This window comes from Curtobacterium sp. MCBA15_008, from assembly GCF_001865065.1.
Taxonomy (GTDB): Bacteria; Actinomycetota; Actinomycetes; order Actinomycetales; family Microbacteriaceae; genus Curtobacterium.
The window spans coordinates 346,961-368,795 of sequence record NZ_MJGN01000045.1; the positions used below are offsets into that span (position 1 = coordinate 346,961).

Sequence of the window (21,835 nt, forward strand, 5' to 3'; positions counted from 1 at the left end):
CGTGACAGGATCGTCGATCGTGATCACGATCGAACGCGTCCCGTGGGAGGACCCCCGTGCCGTGGCGCTCCGCGCCCGGATGGACGAGGAGATGCACGAGCGGTACGCCTCGGCCACCGTCGACGAGGACCCCGCCGTGACGGCCGAACGGAACCGCGCGCTGAGCGTCGACCCGGCGACGGTCGTGTCCTCCGTGCTCGCGGTCGACGAGGACGGCGAGGCCATCGGGCACATCGCGATCCGACGACTCGGTGACGAGACCGAGCTGAAGCGCCTCATCGTGCTGGCGTCGGCACGGGGCAAGGGTGCGGCCACGGCGCTGCTCGACGAGTGCGAGCAGATCGGCCGCGAACTCGGGGCCGATCGCCTGATCCTGCAGACGGGCGACCGCCAGCCGGACGCCGTCGCGCTCTACGAGAAGACCGGCTGGAACCCGATCCCGGTCTACGAGCCGTACATCGCGACGCTGCCGTGGTCGTTCTGCTTCGAGAAGGCCCTGTAGCCCCAGGACTATTTGCACTTTCAGCTTGAAAGTGCAATTCTTGCTCGGTGAGCACGACCGAACGCACCCGAGCGCTGCGCCGACGCATGATCGTCGAGGCGCGCCGTTCGACGGTCGAGCACGGGCTGCACGGTTTCACGATCGAGCAGCTCTGCGAGACCGTCGGGGTGTCCCGGCGCACCTTCTTCAACCACTTCGCGTCGAAGGAGGACGCCGTCCTCGGCATCGAGCTGCACGCCGACGTCGAGGCGATCGACTCGTACGCGGCGGGCGGCATCGTCCCCGGTGACCTCGACCCGCTCGGCTCGATCGTGGCGCTGGCCATCGACCAGCTGCACCGTGTCGGCGTCGACCGCGCGGACGAGGTCCTCGTCCGCGGCGTGTTCGAACGGGAGCCGGCGCTCGTCGCCCGGTTCATGTCGGCCACCGACGTGCAGCTCGCCCGGATCACCGAGGCCGTCCGACTCCGCTTCGCGTGGAGTGACCCGGCGGACCGCCGGGCGCGGCTCGTCACCGAGGCCGCCGCCGGGCTGCTCCGGGTGACGGCCGAGACGTACTTCGACGACGCGTTCGACGAAGCGACGGGGCCGACGTTCGACGCCCTGCTCACCGAGAACCTCCGCCTGCTCAGGGCGGTCACCACGACCGAACGGGAACACACCACATGAGCGCCACCGCGCCGGGCACGACCAAGCGTGCCCGCCCAGGCTCCGACGGACCGCTGCTCCTCACGCAGCGCCGGATCTGGATCATCTTCTCCGCGCTCATCGCGGGGATGCTGCTCTCCAGCCTCGACCAGACCATCGTCTCCACGGCGATGCCCACCATCGTCGGCGAGCTCGGCGGTGTCGCGCACCAGGCGTGGCTGACGACCGGGTACCTGCTCGCCTCCACGATCGTGATGCCCGTCTACGGCAAGTTCGGCGACGTGCTCGGCCGTCGCAACCTGTTCCTCATCGCCATCGCGCTGTTCACCATCGCGTCGGCCGGGTGCGCCTTCGCCGGCGACTTCACGCAGCTCGTGGTGTTCCGCGCCATGCAGGGCCTGGGCGGCGGTGGCCTGATGATCCTGTCGCAGGCGATCATCGCCGACATCGTGCCGGCCTCGCAGCGCGGCAAGTACCTCGGCCCGCTCGGTGCGATCTTCGGCCTGTCGGCGATCGGCGGCCCGCTGCTCGGCGGCTTCTTCGTCGACCACCTCACCTGGAACTGGGCCTTCTACATCAACATCCCGGTCGGCATCGCGGCGTTCTTCGTGGCGTGGTTCGCGCTGACCCTGCCGAACAAGAAGGCGACGAAGCGCATCGACGTGCTCGGCGTGCTCTTCATGTCCGCCGCCACCACGTGCCTCGTCTTCTTCTCGGAGTTCGGCGGCAGCAAGGACCACGGCTGGGACGCCCTCGAGACCTGGGCCTGGTTCGCCGGCCTCGTCGTCTCGGCCGCACTGCTCGTCCTCGTCGAGTCGCGCGCGCAGGACCCGGTGCTCCCGCTGTCGTTCTTCCGGAACCGGACGTTCCTGCTGGCGACCGGTATCGGGCTCGTGCTCGGCATCGGCATGTTCGCGGCGATCGGCTTCGTCCCGACGTTCCTGCAGATGGCCTCCGGCACCTCGGCCGCCGTGTCCGGCCTGCTCATGCTGCCGATGATGGTCGGTCTCATCGGGACCTCGATCGCGTCCGGCAACCTGATCACGAAGACCGGGCGCTACCGGATGTTCCCCATCATCGGCACCGTCCTGGTCGCGATCGCGATGCTCGCGATGACCCAGCTCGCGGCGGACACCCCGATCTGGTTGATCTGCGCGTACCTGTTCATCTTCGGCGCGGGCCTCGGGCTGATCATGCAGGTGGTCGTCCTCGTCGCGCAGAACGCCGTGCCGGCGTCGCAGGTGGGTACCGCCACGTCGACGAACAACTACTTCCGCGAGGTCGGCGCCTCGCTCGGCACCGCCGTGTTCGGTGCGCTCTTCACGGCGCGGCTCACGACGTCGCTCACCGACGTGTTCCGGGGTGCCGGCGGCTCGTCGGCGGATGCGGCGTCGTCGGCGGGCAGCATCGACCCCGCGACGGTGGCGAAGCTGCCCGAGGCGGTGCAGAACGGCATCGTGAACGCGTACGCCGACTCCCTGGCGCCGGTGTTCTGGTACCTGCTGCCGTTCATCGCGGTGGCGTTCCTGCTCGCCCTGTTCCTGCCGCAGATCACCCTGTCCGACACGGCCGGCATGGTCGCCCGCGGCGAGGCCGTCGGCGGTGCGGAGGCCGACGAGCTCGAGCGCGCGCAGCGCGCGGGGCACGCGGAGACCGCGACGGCTGCCGAGCCGGGAGACCGCGCCGACCGGTAGACGCAACCACTCACGGCCTGGAGGCGCGGTGCCAGCTGGCACCGCGCCTCCTGTCCGTCGTCCGGTCGCGCTCACTGCCACGGCCGGCGTTTCGTGCTGACCGACAGCTCACGCGTTCCAGCGCACGTGAGCTGTCGCTGAGCGCGTGAGGTCGCGGTGACCCGGCGCTACGCGCCGGTGCTCGCGCCGGTGCTCGCGCGCGGCACGAGCCGCGTCGGCAGGGCCGCGGGCTCGGCGGCCGTGCCGTCGAGTGTCGCGAGCAGGCGGAGGGCTGCCGAGCGGCCGAGTTCAGCTCCCGGCAGGGCCACGCTCGTCAGGGCGGGCGCGGTGACGGACGACGACGGCAGGTCGTCGAAGCCGGCGACCGCCAGCTCCCCGGGCACGGCGATCCCGAGTCGACCCGCGGTCCGGAGGACGCCGTACGCCAGGGTGTCGGCGGCCGCGACGACGGCGGTGACGTCGTCCTCCTGCCAGGCCTCGATGACGTGCTCGGTGGCCGATGCCGCGGCGTCCACGGTGAGATCGGCGCGCGCCGTGATCTCGGACACCGTGATGCCGGCGGCGGAGCACTCTTGCTCGAAGAGCTCGCGGCGGACGCCGAACGTCGTCGCACGCGAGGTCCCGTCGAGGTACCCGACACGGCGGTGCCCCTGTTCGTGCAGGTGCGCGACGAGGTCGTGGACGCCGGGGGACAGGTCGTAGTTGACGGCCTCGGCGCCACCGGGGGCATCGAGGAGGACCACGGGCACACTCGCGGACATCGGTTCGCCGGCGGCCGGTGCGTCGACGAGGATCCCCGCAGGTCGGAGTCGTTCGAAGCGCCGGACGTCGGCGGCGACGGGCTGCGCGCCGCGCTCGGTCACGGACAGCACGAGCTGGAACCGGTCACCGATGGTGTCCCGCACGCCGCGGATGACCTCGGCGAAGAACGGGTTCGACAGGTCCGGGGCGATGAGCACGACGAGGTCGCCGCTGCCCCGCGCCAGGGAGCTCGCCGCGTGGTCGACCACGTAGCCGAGCTCCTCGACGGCGTCGCGCACCCGGGAGGCGATCGGCGCGGACACCCGGCCCCGCTCCTTGCCGTTCACGACGAGCGACACGGTGGCGATGCTCGTGCCCGCACGCTCGGCCACCATCGCGGCGGTCACACGGCGGCCGGGCGCGGCTGAGGATGGCACGGTCCGATGCTACCGACGGTGGTCGTGCTCGTGACCGCGGCGGGTCGCGCGCTTGACGTCAAACGCTTGACGTGGTTCCATGTCAAACGCTTGACGTGCCGTGCCGGGAATTGATCCTCCGACGGTGCGGACCCCACCACGTCGGGCCCAGACCTCATCCCCGACGAAGTGGAGCACCTCGCGTGTCCGAAGCGAACCAGCCAGCGAAGATCATCCTCGACTGCGACCCCGGTCACGACGACGCCGTCGCCATCCTGCTGGCCCACGGCAACCCGGACATCGAGCTCCTCGCCGTCACCACGGTCGTCGGGAACCAGACGCTGCCGAAGGTCACCCGCAACGCCCTGGCGGTCGCCCGGATCGCCGGCATCACGGGCATCCCGTTCGCTGCGGGTGCCGATCGGCCGATCCTCCGCCAGATCGAGGTCGCACCGTCGATCCACGGGGAGAGCGGCCTGGACGGCCCGATGCTGCCCGAGCCCTCGTTCGACCTCGACGAGCGGCACGCGGTCGACCTCATCATCGACACCGTGATGGCGCACGAGCCCGGCACCGTCACCCTCGTACCGACCGGCGGTCTGACGAACATCGCCCTCGCGGCCCGCAAGGAACCCCGCATCGTCGAGCGCGTCAAGCAGGTCGTCCTGATGGGCGGCGGCGTGCACATCGGCAACTGGAGCCCGGTCGCCGAGTTCAACATCGTGATCGACCCCGAGGCCGCGTCGATCGTCTTCGACGCCGGCTGGGACGTCGTGATGGTCGGCCTCGACCTCACCCACCAGGCCCTCGCCACCCCGGAGGTCGCCGCGCGCATCGCCGCCGTCGGCACCGGCCCGGCCGCGTTCGTCGGCGAGCTCCTCGACTTCTTCGGCCAGACCTACAAGGACGCGCAGGGCTTCGACGCCCCGCCGGTGCACGACCCCTGCGCCGTCGCGTACGTGATCGACCCGACCGTCGTCCGCGCCGTCAAGGTGCCGATCCACATCGAGACCCAGGGCACCCTGACCCTCGGCATGACCGTCGCCGACTTCCGCGCTCCCGCCCCCGAGGACTGCCGCACCAGCGCCGCGCTCGAGCTCGACCACGCCCGCTTCTGGGACCTCGTCGTCGACGCCCTCGAGCGCATCGGCGAGACCCCCGACACCGGCTGGACCCCGCGCCCCGCCACCACCACCACCACCTCGACGGAGATCTGAGCACCATGACCACCACATCGACGAAGAAGTCGATCGGCGCCCTCACCGCGGCGCTCCTCGCAGCGTGCATCGCGTTCCAGCTCAACGCGAGCATGCTCAGCCCTGCGCTGGTCACCATGGCGCGGGAGCTCAACACCGACGACGCGACGATCGGGCTGTCGCAGACCCTGTACTTCACGCTCGCGGCGCTGTTCTCGCTGTTCCTGCCGCGCCTGTCCGACATCGTCGGCCGCAAGCGCGTCCTGCTCGGCATGCTCGCCGTGATGCTCGTCGGCAGCATCGTCGCTGCGCTGGCGGTCAACGTGCCGATGCTGTTCACCGGTCGCATCATCCAGGGCGTCACCGGCCCGGTCGTCCCGATCTGCCTGCTCGTGCTCCGCAACGAGATCAGCGACCCGAAGCGGTACGGCGCCGCCCTCGGGCTGCTCACCGCGGTCAACGGCGGCATCGCCGGCGTGGACGCGCTCGCCGGCGGGTGGATCGCGACGAACTTCGGCTTCCGCGGCATCTTCTGGGTGATCGCCGTCGTCACGGTGATCGCGCTGGCGCTCGTCGCCGTGTGGGGCGTCGAGTCGAAGCCGTCCGCCGGCACCCGGATGGACTGGATCGGTGTCGTCCCCCTCGTGGTCAGCGTCGGCGCGCTGCTCACCGCCTTCAACGAGGCGGGCAAGCTCGGCGCAGCGAACCCGGTCCTCGTGGTCGGCGGGATCGTCGTCGCCCTCGCCGCGTTCGCCGTGTTCTGGGCCGTCGAGTCGCGCGTGAAGGAACCCCTCGTCGAGACCCGGTTCCTGAAGCGTCGCGGCACGTGGGCGCTCCTCGCCACGACCTTCCTCACGATGACCGGTGTGTTCGCGGTCGTGAACGGCCTCGTCACGAGCCTCGCGCAGAACCACGACGCCGGGTTCGGGATGGAGGCGGACCTCGCCTCGCTCGTGTTCCTCACGCCGTACGCGCTGGTCGGCTGGATCGTCGGACCCTTCGCCGGACGGCTCGCCCCGACCATCGGGTACCGCGCGGTCCTCCGCGTCGGCCTGATCGGGAGCATCGTCGCGACGCTCCTGATGGCGTTCGTCGGTGTGCACTCGCTGCCCGTGCTCGTCGTGGCGACCGTCCTGATCGGCATCACCTACGCCGGCATCGCGAACATCATCCTCAACGGTCTCGGGATCGTCCTGTCGCCGGCCTCCAACCCCGGCTTCCTGCCCGGCCTGAACGCCGGTGCGTTCAACCTCGGTGCCGGTGTCAGCTTCGCCGTCCTGCCGGCGCTCCAGATCGCCCTCGGGGTCGGCGGGTCCGCGGGCACCGCCGGCTACTCCGGTGGCATGCTGCTCGGTGCCGCGATCACCATCGGCGCCCTCGCGATGTCGTTCCTCATCCCGCGCCCGTCGGACGCCGAGACGACCTCGGCCGTCCCGCAGAAGGAGTCCGTCCGTTGAACACCATCGTCGTCGTCGGCTCGCTCAACGCGGACCTGGTGGTCCGCACCGAGCGCTTCCCGAAGCCCGGTGAGACCCTGCACGGGTCCGACCTGCAGACCCTGCCCGGAGGCAAGTCCGCCAACCAGGCGGTGGCTGCCGGGAGGCTCGGGGGAACGGTCCGCATGATCGGCGCGGTCGGCGACGACGGGAACGGTGCACTGCTCCGCGACTCCGTCGCGGCGGCGGGTGCGGACATCACGCACGTCGCCGTCCGGCAGGGAACGGCCACCGGCACCGCCGTCATCACGGTCGACGGCGCCGGCGAGAACACCATCGTGATCTCCGGCGGCGCGAACGCCACGCTCACCCCGGACGACGTCCCCGCCGACGCGTTCACGGGGGCGGCCGTGCTCGGCCTGTGCCTCGAGGTCTCGATCGACGTCGTCCTCGCCGCCGCCCGTGCCGCTCGTGACGCCGGCGTCACGGTGCTGACGAACCTCTCGCCCTTCGGCGCGGTCCCGGCCGAACTCCTCGAGCTGACCGACGTCCTGCTCGTCAACGAGCACGAGGCCGAGTCGCTCGGCGAGCACGGGGTCGCGCGGTCGATCGTCACCCGGGGTGGCGCGGGCTGCACCGTCCACGACGGTGACGACGACCCGGCGTCGATCGACGCGGTGCGCGTGGAGCCGGTCGACACCACGGGCTGCGGCGACGCGTTCATGGGTGCCGTGGCGCTCCGGCTGGCGGCGGGGGACTCCCTCGTCGACGCCGCCCGGTTCGCCGTGGGTGTCGGTGCGTACGCCGCGACCAAGGTGGGCGCACAGGCCTCGTACCCGACCACCCCGGAACTGGAGCGGTTTCTGCGGGCGTGACCCGCGCCTCCAGGCCGTTAGCGTTGTCCCCATGCGCGTGGGAGTCCTCGACATCGGGTCCAACACCGGCCACCTGCTCGTGGTCGACGCCCACGGGGGTGCCGCACCGTTGCCGGCGTCGTCGTTCAAGCAGCCGTTGCGGCTCGCTGAGCACCTCGACGACGCCGGTGCGGTGACCGACGAGGGGGTCGACGCCCTCACCGCCTTCGTGGCCGATGCCGTCCGGGTCGCCGAGGAGCGCGGCTGCGAGGACATGCTGGCGTTCGCGACCTCGGCGGTCCGTGACGCCGTGAACTCCGAGGCGGTCCTCGCCCACGTCGAGTCGTCCACCGGGGTCGAGCTCGCCGTCCTGTCCGGCTCCGACGAGGCCAGGCTCACGTTCCTGGCCGTGCGTCGCTGGTTCGGCTGGTCGGCCGGACGGCTCGCGGTGTTCGACATCGGCGGCGGCTCGCTCGAGATCGCCGGTGGGGGCGACGAGGCGCCAGACGTCGCGTGGTCGATGCCGATCGGTGCCGCTCGGCTGGCCCGCTCCTACTTCGCCGCGGGCACTCCCTCCGAGGACGACGTCCGCCGGATCCGCCACGAGATCCGCGTCGAGATCGCCCGCGACGCCGGACTACTGCTCCGCGCCGGACGCCCGGACCGGGCCGTGGCGACTTCGAAGACGTTCCGCTCGATCGCCCGGATCTGCGGCGCCGCGCCGTCCGGTGCCGGCCCGCTTGTGCCGCGGCTGCTCGACGGTGCCGTCCTGCGGGCGAAGCTGCCGTCGCTGCTCTCGATGTCCGTCGCCGAGCTGGCGACGCTCCCCGGGGTGTCCGCCAGTCGGGCGCACCAGGTGGTCCCGGGGGCGCTCGTCGCGGAGGCGTGCCTGGACATCTTCGACCTGCCGGCGCTGGAGATCTGCCCGTGGGCGCTCCGCGAGGGCGTGATCCTCGAGCGGCTCGACCAGCTGTCGGTGCTCGGCTAGGGCGTCACGCGCTGCGCGGTGGCGCCAGCAGCCACGGACGGATCAGCTTCGTCACGAACGGCAGCACCCAGAACGTCATGATCGGGGTGAGCACCAGCGTCGTGATGAGCACCCGGGGCAGGACCGGCAGCGCGCCGAACGCCGGCACGAGCCAGCCGACCAGGTAGGTGAACGCCAGGTTCACCGGGAAGAAGCCGAGCCAGATGCTCACCGCCTGCTTCCACCGTGGCGGAGCGCTCGACGCCGGGGCGTCCTGCGGGACGTCGAACCAGCCCTCGATGCCGGTGCGCTTCTCGACGCGGTGCTCCACCACGAGGTCACGGCCGAGGTCGAGCCACCGCAGCCGGTCGTCGGAGTTCTCCCATGTGGCGAGCGAGTCGTGGTCGGCGAACCGGTAGAGCATGTGCCATTCGCGGCTCGACGCGTGCGACCGCACCCACCCGGAGCCGAGGAAGCCCGGGTAGCGGTTCGCCAGGTTCACGCCGGACTGCACCCAGCGGGTGACATCGGGGATGCGGTCGGGTTCGACCAGGCGGGTGATGGAGACGGTGACGGGCGGGCCATCGGTCGCGGGTGGCGACGACAAGGCCCCAGGCTCTTCTGGAGTCATGCGCCCAGTCTCCCGCAGGCGTGTTACCGGCTCGTGTCGGGCTGCGCGACCTCGTCGAGGCCACGGTCGAACGTGGGTACGTTCGCGGTATGAGCGAGACCGAACGCGGCCGGCACGAGACGTCGACCGAGCGGTGGGACCGGAACTGGGTCGACATCCAGCAGGAGCTCCGGATCGTGCAGACCGGCACGCAGATCCTCGCCGGGTTCCTGCTGACGCTGCCGTTCCAGCAGCGCTTCACCACCCTGTCGGACCGACAGGAGACGATCTACCTGGTCCTGGTCGTCCTCGCGGTCGTCGTGACCGTCGTGGCCCTGTCCGCCGTCGCCACGCACCGGCTGGTGTTCCGGCAGCGGCAGAAGCACGACCTCGTCCGGGTCGGCAACGTGATCCTGCTCACGACGCTCATCGCCAGCGCGCTGCTCTTCTCCGGCACCGTGCTGTTCGTGTTCGACGTGGTGATCGGCGACGTCGGCGGGCTCGTCGGCGGGGCCGTGGTGTTCGTCGGGACGGCGCTGCTCTGGGTGTCGATCCCGCTCGCGCTCCTACGGACCAGCAGGGACGGCTAGCTCGCCTGCTTCTTCGCTGCGGGCTTCTTGGCCGGCGCCTTCTTGGCGGGCGTCTTCTTGGCGGGGGTCTTCTTCGTGGTCGACGACGACGAGGACGATGCCTTCGCAGCGGCGGGCTTCTTCGCCGCCGGCTGCTCGTCGTCGTCCTTGGCTGAACCGGACGACGAACGCGAGCCGGAGGACGAACGCGACCCCGTGCCTCCAGGCCGTGACGACGAACCGGACGACGACCGCGACCGCTTCTTGTCCACCGACGCCCGCAGGGCGGCCATCAGGTCGATGACGTCTCCGCCCTCGCCCTCGTCGTCGTCCTCCGCGCGTTCGCCGAACGTCTTCTCGGTGTCGATGTCGTCGCCCGCCTCGAGCTTGGCGTCGATGAGCTGCTGCAGCTCCGCCTGGTACTCGTCCGTGTAGCGGTCGGGGTCGAAGTCGGTGGACATGCTGTCGACGAGCGACGACGACATCTTCAGCTCTGTCGCGCTCACCTTCACCGAGGCGTCGAGGGCTGTGAAGTCCGCCGCACGGACCTCGTCGCCCCACAGCAGGCCCTGCAGCAGGATGACGTCGTCGTTCACCCGGAGGACGCCGAGCCGGGTCTTCTGGCGGAGCGTGAACTGCACGATCGCCAGGCGGTCGGTCTTCGCCAGCGTCTCGCGCAGCAGGACGTAGGCCTTGGGGGAGCGGGAGTCCGGCTCGAGGTAGTAGGACTTCTCGAACATCATCGGGTCGACCTGCTCGACGGGCACGAACTCGAGGACCTCGATCTCGTGCGACTGCTCCTCGGGCAGCTGCTTGAAGTCGTCGGCGGTGAGCACCACGGTCTTGTCGCCGTCGTCGTAGGCGCGCTGGATGTCGGCGTACTCGACCTCGTGCCCGAACTCGCACACCCGCTTGTACCGGATGCGTCCCTTGTCCTCGTCGTGGACCTGGTGCAGGGAGACGTCGTGGGTCTCGGTCGCGGCGTAGACCTTGATCGGTACGTTGACCAGCCCGAACGCGATGGAGCCCTTCCAGATCGACCTCATGCGCTCATGATGCCCGTCCGTGCACAGGAGCGCTCGCAGTCGCGGGTTCTCCACAGATCCGGGTTCGCTGGACCGGCCCGCGGGCTGAACGAGCACGATGGGCGCATGAGCCAGCTCGACAAGCAGGACCCGCGCGACCAGTTCCCCCGCCCGCCGTTCCCCGCGCAGACGCAGCAGGGTTCCGGGCTGGCCAGCGCGATGGACCCGGCCCCCGACCACGGCGAGACGAGCTACCTCGGCACGGGCCGGATGCCCGGCTACCGGGTCCTCGTCACGGGCGCGGACTCGGGCATCGGCCGCGCGGCGGCGATCGCGATGGCGAAGGAGGGCGCGGACGTCGCCCTGAACGCCCTGCCGGAAGAGCGCGAGGACCTCGAGGCCGTGCGCGACGTCGTCGGCGACCTCGGCCGCAAGGCGGTGCTGCTGCCGGGTGACCTCACCGACGAGGCGTTCTGCGCCGTGCTGGTGCGCGACGCCGTGAGCGAGCTCGGCGGGCTCGACGCGCTCGTCCTGGTGGCGGGGCACCAGCAGGTGCACGAGGACGTCACCCTGCAGAGCACCGAGGACTTCGACCGGACGATGAAGGTCAACCTCTACTCGCTCTTCTGGTTGGTCCGGGCCGCGGTGCCGCACATGGCGCCGGGCAGCGCGATCGTGACCACCAGTTCGGTCTCGGCGTACCAGCCGCAGGACCGGATGATCGACTACGCGGCGACGAAGTCCGCGATCATCACGTACACGAACGGTCTGGCACGACAACTCGCGTCGAAGGGCATCCGCGCGAACACGGTCGTGCCGGGCCCGGTGTGGACACCGCTGCAGCCGATCAGCTACCCGGGCGACGAGATCGCCGCGTACGGGCAGGACACCCCGTTCGGCCGGCCTGCGCAGCCGGTGGAACTCGGCGGCGCCTACGTCTACCTGGCGGGTCCCGAGTCCTCGTACACTTCCGGGTCGACCCTCACCGTGGCGGGAGCGACCGGGGTGGCGTTGTGAGTCCCGCGTCCCGCAGGACGGTCGTCCTGGTGGGTGACCGGCGGCTCGCGCTGACGAACACCGACAAGGTGCTCTACCCGGAGACCGGCACGACCAAGGGCCGCGTCATCGAGTACTACGAGCGCGTGGCGCCGTGGATGATCCCGCATGTCAAGGACCGGCCGGTGACCCGGAAGCGGTGGGCGAACGGGGTGGAGGGCAAGGTCTTCTTCGAGAAGAACCTGCCCGACTCGGCGCCGGACTGGGTCCGCCACCACACCATCCACCACTCGGAGCACGACAACGAGTACCCGATCGTCGACGACCTGCCGACCCTGGTCTGGATGGCACAGCAGGCGGCGCTCGAGCTGCACGTGCCGCAGTGGCGTTTCGGCCCCCGGGGTGCCCAGCAGAACCCCGATCGGCTGGTGCTCGACCTCGACCCGGGCGAGGGCGTCGGCCTGCCGGAGTGCGTCGAGGTGGCGGTCGCTGCGCGTGAGGTCCTGCACGGCATGGGCCTCGACCCGTACCCGGTGACGTCCGGTTCGAAGGGCATCCACCTCTACGCCGCCCTCGACGGGAAGGCCACCACGGCGCAGGTGTCCGAGGTGGCGCACGAACTCGCGAAGTCACTCGAACAGGACCTGCCGGACCTCGTGCTGTCGTCGATGAGCCGGGCCGAGCGGACGGGCAAGGTCTTCGTCGACTGGTCGCAGAACAACGGCAACAAGACGACCATCGCCCCGTACTCGCTGCGTGGCCGCGAGCGGCCCACGGTCGCCGCGCCCCGCACCTGGAAGGAGCTCGAGGAACGCGGGCTCGCCCAGCTCACGTTGGACGAGGTGCTGGAACGCCTGGAGGCCCGTGGCGACTTCCTGCACCCGGTCGCCTCCGCCTCGTTGGCCGTCGGACGACCGGACCACGGTCACTGGGACAGCGACCGGACCCAGCGCGCGAACGACGCGGAGCAGCCGGGGCGTGACCGCCTCGCTGCCTACCGTGCGAAGCGCGACGCCTCGAAGACGCCGGAGCCCGTTCCCGAGGACGCGCCGACGGTCCGGAAGGACGGCACCCCGACGTTCGTCATCCAGGAGCACCACGCGACGCGGGACCACTACGACTTCCGGTTGGAGCACGAGGGCGTACTCGTCAGCTGGGCGCTGCCGAAGGGCGAACCGAGCGACCCGGGCAAGAACCACCTGGCGGTGCAGACCGAGGACCACCCGCTCGAGTACGGCGCGTTCGAGGGCACGATCCCGAAGGACGAGTACGGCGGCGGCACGGTCACGATCTGGGACGACGGCACGTACGAGCTCGAGAAGTGGCGTGAGGGCGAAGAAGTCATCGTCACGCTGCACGGCCGGACCGGAGGCGCTCGCCGTCTGGCGCTCCTGCACACCCGCGGTCGTGGCCGGGGTCGCGAGGGCGACGAGAAGAACTGGCTCATCCACCGCACCAAGGACCAGCCGGACCGCCTGGCGGAGGGCGGCGACGGGTCGGGGGCGAGCCGTGCCTCCAGTCCGTCGACCGCACCACGTGACGCCCAGCACCGCATCGACGGTGCCGCGGCCTCGGACACCGCGCCCGCGGACCGCCGGACCATGCAGGCGTCCCTGGCCAAGGGCGAGCCCGCGCTGGACCCCGCGGCCTGGGCGTTCGAGATGAAGTGGGACGGCATCCGCGCCCTCTGCACCGTGTGTGACGGCTCGGTGACCCTGCGCAGCCGCAACGACAACGACCTCACCGACCAGTACCCGGAGCTTCAGGAACTCGGCGAGCGCGCGGGCGTCGACGGCGTCTTCGACGGCGAGATCGTGGCGCTCGACGACCACGGCCGGCCGTCGTTCCAGCTGCTGCAGAACCGGATGGGGCTGACGAAGCGGCGCGAGGTCGAGGCGGCTCGTGCGCAGACGCCGGTCCGACTCCTGCTCTTCGACGTGCTCGAGGCCGACGGCCACGAGCTCACGCGGCTCGGCTACGACGCACGGCGGCAGGCGCTCGAGACGGTCGTCGACCCCGGGGGCGCGATCGACGTGCCCGCCGCGTACCAGGGCGACCTGGCGCGGGCGATGGCGGACTCGAAGGAGCAGGGACTCGAGGGCGTGGTCGCGAAGAAGCGGTCGTCGAAGTACGCCGAGGGGCGACGCTCCGAGGCCTGGCTGAAGCTCAAGCACCACGCCACGCAAGAGGTCGTGGTGGGCGGCTGGAAACCCGGCAGCGGTCGTCGCGCGGGTGGCGTCGGCTCCCTGCTGCTCGGGGTGCCGGGGCCGGACGGGCTCGAGTACATCGGCAAGGTGGGGACCGGGTTCCGCGACCGTGACCTCGACGAGATCGGTGCGGTGCTCGGTGCGCTGGAACGGAAGACCTCCCCGTTCGTCGACGTCCCCCGTCCCGACGCCCGTGACGCGCACTGGGTGACACCGAAGCGCGTCGGTGAGGTCGAGTTCGCCGAGTGGACCTCCGACGGCCGGCTGCGGCAACCGTCGTGGCGCGGCTGGCGCGTCGACAAGGACCCGTCGGACGTCGTCCGCGAGACCTGAGCATGCGTCCGCATCGGGTCCGCCGCGGGCGAACTTCCGTCCCCCGTTCCGGCACGGTCCGGGGGACGATTCCGCGCCGCCCGCCCGCCATTCCGCCACGGCCTGTTACGTTCGCCGGGACGAAAGGGCGTGAGCATGAGTGCGAGCAAGTACCTGCCCCCGTTCACCACGGAGGAGCGCGGCACGATCGCTGCGGATCGATCGGTGCAGGTGCCGGTCGACCCGCGAGAGGTGCTGCCCGAGTCCGAGGTCACCTACGCGGACTTCCTCGGTGACGAGGTCGACGAGGTCGACGAGGTCGACGAGATCGACAAGGTCGACGGGGTCAACCAGTAGGAGAAGACGACCCGTGCGCCGGATCAGGGAACGCACGGGCCGCCGTCGGAGCGCCGCGACCGGTCGTTCAGGGATGACCGGCCGCGACGCGCTCTGCGCCAGCAGCGAGCAGCGCTCCTGGCAGGCACGTACAGAAGACGAGGCGAACGACCGGTTCGTCACGTCCGGACCCGGAAAAACATCGCCGGGCTGACCCTGAGGAGCAGACCCTGAGCGACGCTGACGCCCTGGCGTCCCTGTCGGACGCCTCCCTCGTCGAACGCTGCGCCGACGGTGACACGGTCGCGTTCGGCGTGCTCATCCGCCGGTACGGTCCGCACATGCGGGCCTACGCCGCCCGCATCCTCGGCCACGGGGACGGCGAGGCGGACGACGCGGTGCAGGAAGCGGCGTTGCAGGCCTGGCAGCGCATCGACCGGGTCGACGACCCCGACCGGGTGCGCAACTGGTTGTTCCGGATCGCGGCCAACAAGGCGCTCGACCGTCTCCGACGTCGTCACCCCCACCTCGACCTGGAGGCGGTGGTCGAGTCCTCCGACGACCGTCCGGTCGACGAGGTGGTCGAGACACGGCTCCAGGTCCAGGAACTCGCGCGTATCGTGCAGGCTCTCCCCGATGCGCCGCGTGCGGTGTGGGTGATGCGGGAGATCGGTGGGGCCTCGTACGCCGAGATCGCCGAGGCGACGGGGATGCCGCAGGCCACGGTGCGTGGGGTCCTCGCACGGGCACGTCGACGGGTGCTCGAGCAGATGGAGGGGTGGCGATGACCGACGACGAACGCTTCGGCGCCTTCACCCTCGAGGAGCTCTCCGACTACCTCGACTCCGGGCGGGATCCGGTGCGACCGGAGATCGACCGCGACCCGGAAGCACTCGCCGCACTCGGACGACTCGAGTCACTGCGGACCGCCTCGCGCGACCTGCTCGATGCCGACGTGTCCGGTGCGGACGACTCCTGGATCGCCGGTGTCCTCATCTCGATCCGGACGACGGCACACGCCGGCCGGGACATCCCGGTGCCCGACGACGACCCGGCCTCGACGCTCGTCGTCACCGAGGGAGCGTTGCGCGGACTCGTGCGGGCACTCGGCGACGACGTCCCCGGCCTGGTCGTCCGCCGGACGCGTTTCACCGGTGACGTCACCGTGCCCGGGGGCGCAGTCGACGTCGAGGTCACCGTCGCGGTGACGGCCGACGGACCCGTCCACGACCGGACGGAAGCGTTGCACGTCGCGGTCGCCACCGCCCTCGAGGCGCACGCGCCGTTCGCCGTGCGGACGGTCGTGGTGCGCGTCGCCGACCTCATCGACCCAGGAGCCGCATGACCACCGACACCCGGACGCTCTCCCGCCGCCTGACCGAGGTGGCGCTCGCCGTGCCGGGCGTCCGGTCCGTGTTGCCGCCCGGCCCGAAGCTCGCCACGCTCGTGCGGGACGTCCGGACGGCGCTCGACCTGCCGCGCGACGGCGGCGCGGTGCTCGTGCAGGACCTGCCGGAGGGCGCACGTGTCCGGGTGGTCGTGACCTCGGACCGAGCCGTCCCGACGGTGGCGCTCGTGCGCAGGGTGCGTGACGCGGTCGTGCAGGGCGCGGTGGAGGCCCTGGGTCAGCGGCCTGCGGACGTCACGGTGCGGGTCGTCGAGATCGACTGAGGCGAACGCGGCGGGTGACTGCCGCTCAGGCGGCGGGCGCGGGCCCGTCCGTCGGCTCGGCGTCGTCGGCGACCGGGAGGTCCTCCGCGATGAGTTCGTCCTCCTCCGGCTCCGTCACCTCGGCCGCGGCTGCCTTCGCCTCGTCGATGGACTCCTGCGAGCGGCGGAGGAGGTCGTCGTCGTGTGCTGCGTGGTCCGTCATGCGGCCGAGGTTACGCGGGCGTGCCTGTGTCGGCATCCCGTCGGTGGATGCGACGCAGGCCGTGGTGACGAGCATCCGGGGCGTTCGCCGACGGCTCGAAGTCGACGGCCGAGGTCGGCGCGGGGGTGGTCGGCATCGCCGGGGCCGCCGGGGCGCCGTACGCATCGGCGGCGTCGAGCACGGCACGGGTCGCGGCGGCCGCGGTGCGCAGCGCGTCCTCGAGCGCCATCGCCCGGTGTGCTGCCGTCCGGACCTCGACACCCCACGGTTCGTCGTACCCGAGGTCACGGACGGTGCGGATGAAGCCCGGCAGGTCCCACGCCCCGGCCCCCGGTAGGTAGCGGGCCGCTCGGGACTCCTCGGACAGGGTCATGCCCGCCGGGGTGTGCAGCAGCCCGTCGCTGAGCTCCACCGCCGCGAGCGTGGTCGACGCCACGCCCTGCTGGATCGACGCGAGCGTGGACCCACCCCGGAGGGCGTGCATGGCGTCGACCAGCAGTCCGCCGTTCGGGTGCCCGGCCGCCGCGACGAACCGGGAGGCGCGCTCGACCGTCGGCAGGTTGGACCAGGGCTCCGGCTCGAGGACCAGCTGGGCGCCGACCTTGGCGGCCTGTCCAGCGAGGTCCACCCAGTCGTCGACCATGGCGGCCGGTGAGATCCCGGGGAGCGTCGTGTCGGCCCGCGCGACGACCTGCCACGCGCCGAGCATCGCGGCGGCCTCGAGTACGACGCCACGGTCGGCTTCCTGATCGGGCGTCCGGTTCGAGCACGTCCACCAGCGTTCGAGCGGTCCGAGCTGCACCCAGACGATGCCGGCCCCGTCGAGCACCCGGCGGAGTGCGGCGAAGCCGATGGTCGCCCGGACCTCGTGGAGGTCACCGAGCGAGATCGACAGCCCTGCGAAGCCGGCGGCCCCGACGGCGCGGATGCGCTCGTGAATCGGTCCGGTGCCGGCCCACGTCCAAGACGTCGCGAGCAGGTCGTGTTCCTGCACGGCACACCTCCGTTGTCCGGACACGCCCTGCGCCCCGTCGCGCCCGGTGTGCCCCGTCGTGTCCGACGCCGCGGTACCCCCAGCGACGTCGAGACATTGCTACGCGCTGCGCCTGCGAGCGCTCCCAGCACCGGGACACACCCGTGAAACGCGACCGGTCAGACGATGCGCGTCCGGACCGAGCCCACGCCCGCGATTGAGCCGTCGAGGACGTCGCCGCGCTCGAGGACCCCGACCCCCTCGGGCGTGCCCGTCATCAGGAGGTCGCCCGGAGCGAGCGCCACGAACCGGGACAGCTCGGCGATCGTCTCGGCCACGGACCAGATCTGGTCGGACAGGTCGCCGAACTGTCGGAGCTCCCCGTTCACCCGGAGCTCGATCGCCCCGGCGGTCGGGTCCACGTCGGCCGCCGGCACGACCACGCCGACGGGGGCGGAGGCGTCGAACCCCTTCGCGGTGTCCCACGGTCGGCCGAGCCGCTTCGCCTCGGCCTGCAGGTCGCGGCGGGTCAGGTCGATGCCGACGGCGTAGCCCCACACGTGCGCGAGGGCGTCGTCCACGGTGATCTCGCTGCCGCCGGTCCCGATCGCGACGACGAGCTCGACCTCGTGCTCGAGCCGCTCGGTCATCGTCGGGTACGGGGTGTCGGCGTCGTCCGGCACCACGGCGTCGGCTGGCTTGGTGAAGAAGAACGGGGGTTCGCGGTCCGGGTCGTGGCCCATCTCTCGCGCGTGCGCGGTGTAGTTCCGACCGACGCAGAACACCCGGCGGACGGGGAACCGCCCGCCGGTCGAGGTCGGGATGGTCGGGAGGGTCGGTGCCGGGAGCACGAGGTCGGTCACCCGTCCAGCGTGCCACGACCCCCGTCAGTCCGCGAAGGAAGCCTCTTCTCGTAGCTTCCGCGCGCGGGCCCGCTCCTGCCGTTCACGCCACTCGATCCGCATCTGCGCGAGTTCTTCCTCCGCACCCTGGGCGCGGAGGATCGGCCCGTAGTGCGCGCTGGCGAGCAACCGTGCGGTGGTGAGTTCGCGGAGGTCGAGTCGCCGTTTGAACTCCTGGTCACCCATCTTCGAGATCATCGCCGTTCCCTTCGTTCGTCTTTTCGCCCGGTACCTGCTGCGCGGAGAGCCGCTCGAGCGCGTGGAACATCCACGTGTCGTCCTCGGTCGTCCACGTACGGGTCACGAGGGCAGCAGCCATCACGGACGCGGCGGCGCGACCCGAGTCGTCGTCCGCCGTCGCACGGTCGGCGACCCACGACCAACGCTGCCACCACATGTCCCGGTGCCCCAAGAACTCTGTATTCCGCCGTGCAGCGCGCCCCTCGCGCACCGTGACGACCAGCGCCGCGACCGCGCCGCACGCCCCGATCGCCGAGATGACTGCGCCGGTCACCGCGGCCCATGTTCCGTCCATCCCGCCACCCTGACGCAGCAGGACCGGCCACGCGACGAGCGTGACCGGTCCTGTGGAGGGCGCCCCGCGCCTCCAGGCTGTGGAGGAGGACCTACCTGCCGGGCGCCGACCCCTCCGACTCGCCCGCTCCCGGGTCGCCACCGGTGCCACCGGAGGCGGGCTCGTCCTGGGGCCACCCCGCGAACTCCCACCCACCGACGGACGGGTGGTCCTCGCCCTTGGTGTAGGCGTACTCGCGTGCGGCGTCCCGGGCCTCCGAGAGCTTGCCGAGCAGGTCCGCGTGCGCGTCGGCGTCGACCCGGGTGAGGGCGTCGTGCGCCAGCGCGAACCGGTCCATCTCGTTGCGCATGAGCATGTCGAACGGCGACGTGGTCGTGCCCTGCTCGAGGAAGCCGTGCACGTGCAGGTCGTCGTGCCCGTTCCGACGGTAGGTGAGCTGGTGCACGAGCGACGGGTAGCCGTGGAAGGCGAACACCGCCGGGGTACCGGGCAGGAAGAGCTCGTCGTAGCGCTCGTCGCGCAGCGGGTGCTCGTGCTTCCGCGGGTCACCGAGCGCGAGCAGGTCGACGACGTTCACCACCCGCACCCCGACCGACGGTGCGTGCTTCCGGATGATGTCGGCAGCGGCGACGGTCTCGACGGTCGGCACGTCGCCGGCGCACACGAGCACGACGTCCGCACGGCCGACGGTGTCCTCGGTGCCGGCCCACGCCCACACGCCGGCGCCGGCGTCGACGTGCGCGACGGCGTCGTCGAGCGACAGGAACACCGGCTCCGGGTGCTTGCCCGCGACGATGACCTCGATGCGGTCCGTGGTCTCCATGGCGTGCGCGGCGACGGCGAGCAGCGTGTTCGCGTCCGCCGGCAGCTTGATCCGGACGAGGTCCTGCTGCTTCGACGCGACGACGTCGAGGAAGCCGGGGTCCTGGTGCGAGAACCCGTTGTGGTCCTGCCGCCAGACGTGCGACGACAGCAGGATCGACAGGTTCGACACCGGCGCCCGCCAGTCGATGTCGGTCGAGGACTCGAGCCACTTGGCGTACTGGCCGACCATCGAGTCGATGATGTGGGCGAAGGCCTCGTAGGTGTTGATGAGTCCGTGCCGGCCGCTCAGCACGTAGCCCTCGAGCATGCCCTCGAGCAGGTGCTCGGAGAGGACCTCGGTCACCCGGCCCTGCGCTCCGAGGTGCTCGTCGCCGACGCCGCGCTGCGCGCGCCAGACGCGGGACGTGACGTCGAACACCGCGTCGAGCTTGTTCGAGATCGTCTCGTCGGGACCGAACAGGCGGAACGTCGACGGGTTCCGCTGGATGAGCGCGGCGAGCCACGGCCCCAGGGTGCCGGTGGCGCTCGCCGTGGTGCCCACCTCGGCCGCGAACTCGGCGAGGGCGGGACGGTCGAGCGCCGTGCGGATCCGGCCGCCGTTCGCGTGCGGCGTCGCGCTCATCCGGTGGTCGCCCGTCGGCCGGATGGTGGTGAGGATGCCGATCGGCTGGCCGTCCTCGTCGAACAGTTCCTCCGGGCGGTACGAACGCATCCACTCCTCGAGCTGCTTCCGGTGCGCATCGTTCTCGCGGACCCCGGGCAGCGGAACCTGGTGGGCGCGGAAGGTGCCCTCGACCTGCTCCCCGTCGACCTCCTTCGGGCCGGTCCACCCCTTCGGCGTCCGGAGCACGATCATCGGCCAGCGCGGGCGGAGGTCGGATGCTCCGGCCGGCTGCCCCGCGGCCGCACGCTGGGCCTGCGCCCGGGCCGCTGCCTGGATGTCGTCGATCGTCGCCATCGCGCGGCGGAGTGCCCCGTCGAACAGCGCGTGCACGGCGAAGGGGTCGTCGTCGACCCGGGCCGAGTCCACGACGATGGGTTCGTACCCGAGCCCCCGGAAGTAGGCGGTGAGGTCCTCGTCGGGGATGCGGGCGAGGATCGTCGGATTCGCGATCTTCCACCCGTTCAGGTTGAGGATCGGCAGCACCGCCCCGTCGTGCACCGGGTCGAGGAAGGTGTGGCCTTGCCACGAGGCAGCGAGCGGCCCCGTCTCGGCCTCGCCGTCACCGACGACGCACGCGACGACGAGGTCGGGGTTGTCGAGCGCCGCGCCGTACGCGTGCGCGAGGGAGTAGCCGAGCTCACCGCCCTCGTTGATCGAGCCCGGGGTCTCCGGGGCGGCGTGCGACGGGATCCCGCCGGGGAAGGAGAACTGCCGGAAGAACGACTGCAGCCCCGCCGGGTCGGGCGTGATCGAGGGGTAGAGCTCGCCCCACGTGCCCTCGAGCCAGGCGTTCGCGTTCATCGCCGGGCCACCGTGCCCGGGACCGCAGATGTAGAGCACGTCGCGGTCGGTCTCGGCGATGAGGGCGTTGAGGTGCGCGTACACCAGGCTCAGCGCCGGCGAGGTGCCCCAGTGGCCGAGCAGCCGGGGCTTGATGTCGTCGGGCTCGATCGGGCGGGTGAGCAGGGGGTTGTCGAGCAGGTAGATCTGCCCGACGGTGAGGTAGTTCGCGGCGCGCCACCAGGCGTCGATCGCGCGGATCCGGTCGGTGCTCGTGGTGAGTGCGGGGGACATGCCCCCACGGTACGGAGGAGTGGCACAGCCCGTCCCAGGGAGACCGCTCGAAAAACTTCTGCACCACTTCCAAACCGTTTGCGAGGGGGTGCCGAATGAGATGCACAAGGGCAAACGCCCAGGGCGCTCTCCGGTCAGATTCGGCCGGTATTCAGCGTACGCACAGAAGCGTCGTTCGGCCACCGGCCGGAGTGCCCGTCACAGCAAAGGACTGAAGACCAATGCGCAAGTCACTCAAGACCTCGATCACCCTCGCCACGACCGGCGCGCTCGTCCTCGGCGGCGCAGCGTTCGGTGTCTCGGCCGCGCAGGCCGACGGCTCCGTGCACACCGTGTCCTCCAGTTCCTCGAAGATCCCCGGCCCGGTGGCCTCGGTCCCCGAGGTCCTCGGTGGCAACACCGCCGTGGCGCTCGACAAGGGCTTCACCGACGCGCTCACCGCGCTGAAGCTGACCCCGGGTGTCTCGGGCAACGCCAAGCT

General features: G+C 71.3%; 23 protein-coding genes and 1 pseudogene. 15 read left to right on the forward strand and 9 right to left on the reverse strand.

Annotated features, from left to right (window positions below):
- Positions 1-19 precede the first annotated feature (19 nt).
- The 3 genes from BIU96_RS16160 to BIU96_RS16170 are packed head-to-tail and all read left to right on the forward strand — an operon-like array spanning position 20 to position 2,843.
- Positions 20-502: a GNAT family N-acetyltransferase gene (locus BIU96_RS16160; protein WP_254786182.1), complete on the forward strand. Its 483-nt coding sequence runs from the start codon at positions 20-22 to the stop codon at positions 500-502.
- 47 nt (positions 503-549) lie between these two features.
- The gene (locus BIU96_RS16165) at positions 550-1,170 is read left to right on the forward strand and encodes a TetR/AcrR family transcriptional regulator (RefSeq protein ID WP_254786184.1); all 621 of its coding nucleotides are present in this window, start codon (positions 550-552) and stop codon (positions 1,168-1,170) included.
- On the forward strand, positions 1,167-2,843 hold the full coding sequence (locus tag BIU96_RS16170; protein ID WP_071293617.1) for an MDR family MFS transporter: 1,677 nt from the start codon (positions 1,167-1,169) through the stop codon (positions 2,841-2,843). The genes BIU96_RS16165 and BIU96_RS16170 overlap by 4 nt, the downstream gene beginning before the upstream one ends.
- A gap of 167 nt (positions 2,844-3,010) precedes the next feature.
- Here the strand turns inward: BIU96_RS16170 and BIU96_RS16175 are convergent, their stop codons facing one another.
- Complete coding sequence (locus tag BIU96_RS16175) at positions 3,011-4,021, reverse strand: LacI family DNA-binding transcriptional regulator (RefSeq protein ID WP_254786185.1); 1,011 nt, start codon at positions 4,019-4,021, stop codon at positions 3,011-3,013.
- 182 nt (positions 4,022-4,203) lie between these two features.
- Between BIU96_RS16175 and BIU96_RS16180 the strand changes: the two genes are divergently transcribed.
- The 4 genes from BIU96_RS16180 to BIU96_RS16195 are packed head-to-tail and all read left to right on the forward strand — an operon-like array spanning position 4,204 to position 8,474.
- Entirely contained in the window at positions 4,204-5,217 is a 1,014-nt protein-coding gene (locus tag BIU96_RS16180; RefSeq protein WP_071293618.1) for a nucleoside hydrolase, read from the forward strand.
- 5 nt (positions 5,218-5,222) lie between these two features.
- Positions 5,223-6,653, forward strand: a complete 1,431-nt coding sequence (locus tag BIU96_RS16185) for an MFS transporter (protein WP_083402995.1) — start codon at positions 5,223-5,225, stop codon at positions 6,651-6,653.
- Positions 6,650-7,507, forward strand: coding sequence for a ribokinase (locus tag BIU96_RS16190; protein ID WP_071293619.1), 858 nt, complete (start codon positions 6,650-6,652; stop codon positions 7,505-7,507). The genes BIU96_RS16185 and BIU96_RS16190 overlap by 4 nt, the downstream gene beginning before the upstream one ends.
- Positions 7,508-7,538: 31 nt before the next feature.
- Positions 7,539-8,474: a Ppx/GppA phosphatase family protein gene (locus BIU96_RS16195; protein WP_071293620.1), complete on the forward strand. Its 936-nt coding sequence runs from the start codon at positions 7,539-7,541 to the stop codon at positions 8,472-8,474.
- Positions 8,475-8,478: 4 nt separating this feature from the next.
- On the opposite strand, the gene BIU96_RS16200 is transcribed toward BIU96_RS16195, so the two are convergent.
- On the reverse strand, positions 8,479-9,060 hold the full coding sequence (locus tag BIU96_RS16200; RefSeq protein WP_254786186.1) for an antibiotic biosynthesis monooxygenase: 582 nt from the start codon (positions 9,058-9,060) through the stop codon (positions 8,479-8,481).
- A 113-nt stretch (positions 9,061-9,173) separates the two neighbouring features.
- Here BIU96_RS16200 and BIU96_RS16205 point away from each other — a divergent pair, with 113 nt between their 5' ends.
- Entirely contained in the window at positions 9,174-9,653 is a 480-nt protein-coding gene (locus tag BIU96_RS16205; protein ID WP_071293622.1) for a DUF6328 family protein, read from the forward strand.
- Here BIU96_RS16205 and BIU96_RS16210 read toward each other — a convergent pair.
- The gene (locus BIU96_RS16210; protein WP_071293623.1) at positions 9,650-10,678 is read right to left on the reverse strand and encodes a Ku protein; all 1,029 of its coding nucleotides are present in this window, start codon (positions 10,676-10,678) and stop codon (positions 9,650-9,652) included. The genes BIU96_RS16205 and BIU96_RS16210 overlap by 4 nt on opposite strands.
- Before the next feature lie 105 nt (positions 10,679-10,783).
- On the opposite strand from BIU96_RS16210, the gene BIU96_RS16215 reads away from it, so the two are divergent.
- From BIU96_RS16215 to BIU96_RS16240, 6 genes are all read left to right on the forward strand, one after another.
- Positions 10,784-11,674, forward strand: a complete 891-nt coding sequence (locus BIU96_RS16215; RefSeq protein ID WP_071293624.1) for an SDR family oxidoreductase — start codon at positions 10,784-10,786, stop codon at positions 11,672-11,674.
- Positions 11,671-14,193: an ATP-dependent DNA ligase gene (locus tag BIU96_RS16220; protein WP_071293625.1), complete on the forward strand. Its 2,523-nt coding sequence runs from the start codon at positions 11,671-11,673 to the stop codon at positions 14,191-14,193. The genes BIU96_RS16215 and BIU96_RS16220 overlap by 4 nt, the downstream gene beginning before the upstream one ends.
- A 135-nt stretch (positions 14,194-14,328) precedes the next feature.
- Positions 14,329-14,529, forward strand: a complete 201-nt coding sequence (locus BIU96_RS16225; protein WP_139200098.1) for a hypothetical protein — start codon at positions 14,329-14,331, stop codon at positions 14,527-14,529.
- Positions 14,530-14,765: 236 nt separating this feature from the next.
- Complete coding sequence (locus BIU96_RS16230) at positions 14,766-15,296, forward strand: RNA polymerase sigma factor (protein WP_254786201.1); 531 nt, start codon at positions 14,766-14,768, stop codon at positions 15,294-15,296.
- Positions 15,293-15,853 (forward strand): hypothetical protein, encoded by a 561-nt coding sequence (locus BIU96_RS16235; RefSeq protein ID WP_139200100.1) that lies wholly within the window; start codon positions 15,293-15,295, stop codon positions 15,851-15,853. The genes BIU96_RS16230 and BIU96_RS16235 overlap by 4 nt, the downstream gene beginning before the upstream one ends.
- On the forward strand, positions 15,850-16,179 hold the full coding sequence (locus tag BIU96_RS16240; protein ID WP_071293629.1) for a hypothetical protein: 330 nt from the start codon (positions 15,850-15,852) through the stop codon (positions 16,177-16,179). The genes BIU96_RS16235 and BIU96_RS16240 overlap by 4 nt, the downstream gene beginning before the upstream one ends.
- Before the next feature lie 25 nt (positions 16,180-16,204).
- Here BIU96_RS16240 and BIU96_RS19960 read toward each other — a convergent pair whose 3' ends face one another.
- The 6 genes from BIU96_RS19960 to BIU96_RS16265 form a co-directional block, all read right to left on the reverse strand.
- Positions 16,205-16,381 carry a hypothetical protein gene (locus tag BIU96_RS19960; protein WP_175477586.1) on the reverse strand — a complete coding sequence of 59 codons (177 nt, stop codon included), beginning with the start codon at positions 16,379-16,381 and terminating at the stop codon, positions 16,205-16,207.
- 10 nt (positions 16,382-16,391) lie between these two features.
- Entirely contained in the window at positions 16,392-17,375 is a 984-nt protein-coding gene (locus BIU96_RS16245; protein WP_071293630.1) for a sugar phosphate isomerase/epimerase, read from the reverse strand.
- Between the two features lie 158 nt (positions 17,376-17,533).
- Positions 17,534-18,217, reverse strand: a complete 684-nt coding sequence (locus BIU96_RS16250; protein WP_071293631.1) for a fumarylacetoacetate hydrolase family protein — start codon at positions 18,215-18,217, stop codon at positions 17,534-17,536.
- A 24-nt stretch (positions 18,218-18,241) separates the two neighbouring features.
- Positions 18,242-18,454, reverse strand: coding sequence for a hypothetical protein (locus BIU96_RS16255; RefSeq protein ID WP_139200101.1), 213 nt, complete (start codon positions 18,452-18,454; stop codon positions 18,242-18,244).
- Complete coding sequence (locus BIU96_RS16260; protein WP_139200102.1) at positions 18,435-18,791, reverse strand: hypothetical protein; 357 nt, start codon at positions 18,789-18,791, stop codon at positions 18,435-18,437. Before BIU96_RS16260 ends, BIU96_RS16255 begins: the two co-directional genes overlap by 20 nt.
- A gap of 91 nt (positions 18,792-18,882) precedes the next feature.
- Entirely contained in the window at positions 18,883-21,354 is a 2,472-nt protein-coding gene (locus BIU96_RS16265) for a phosphoketolase (RefSeq protein WP_071293634.1), read from the reverse strand.
- A gap of 221 nt (positions 21,355-21,575) precedes the next feature.
- Here BIU96_RS16265 and BIU96_RS16270 point away from each other — a divergent pair.
- Positions 21,576-21,835 (forward strand): annotated as a pseudogene (locus BIU96_RS16270) (hypothetical protein); the annotation flags it as partial.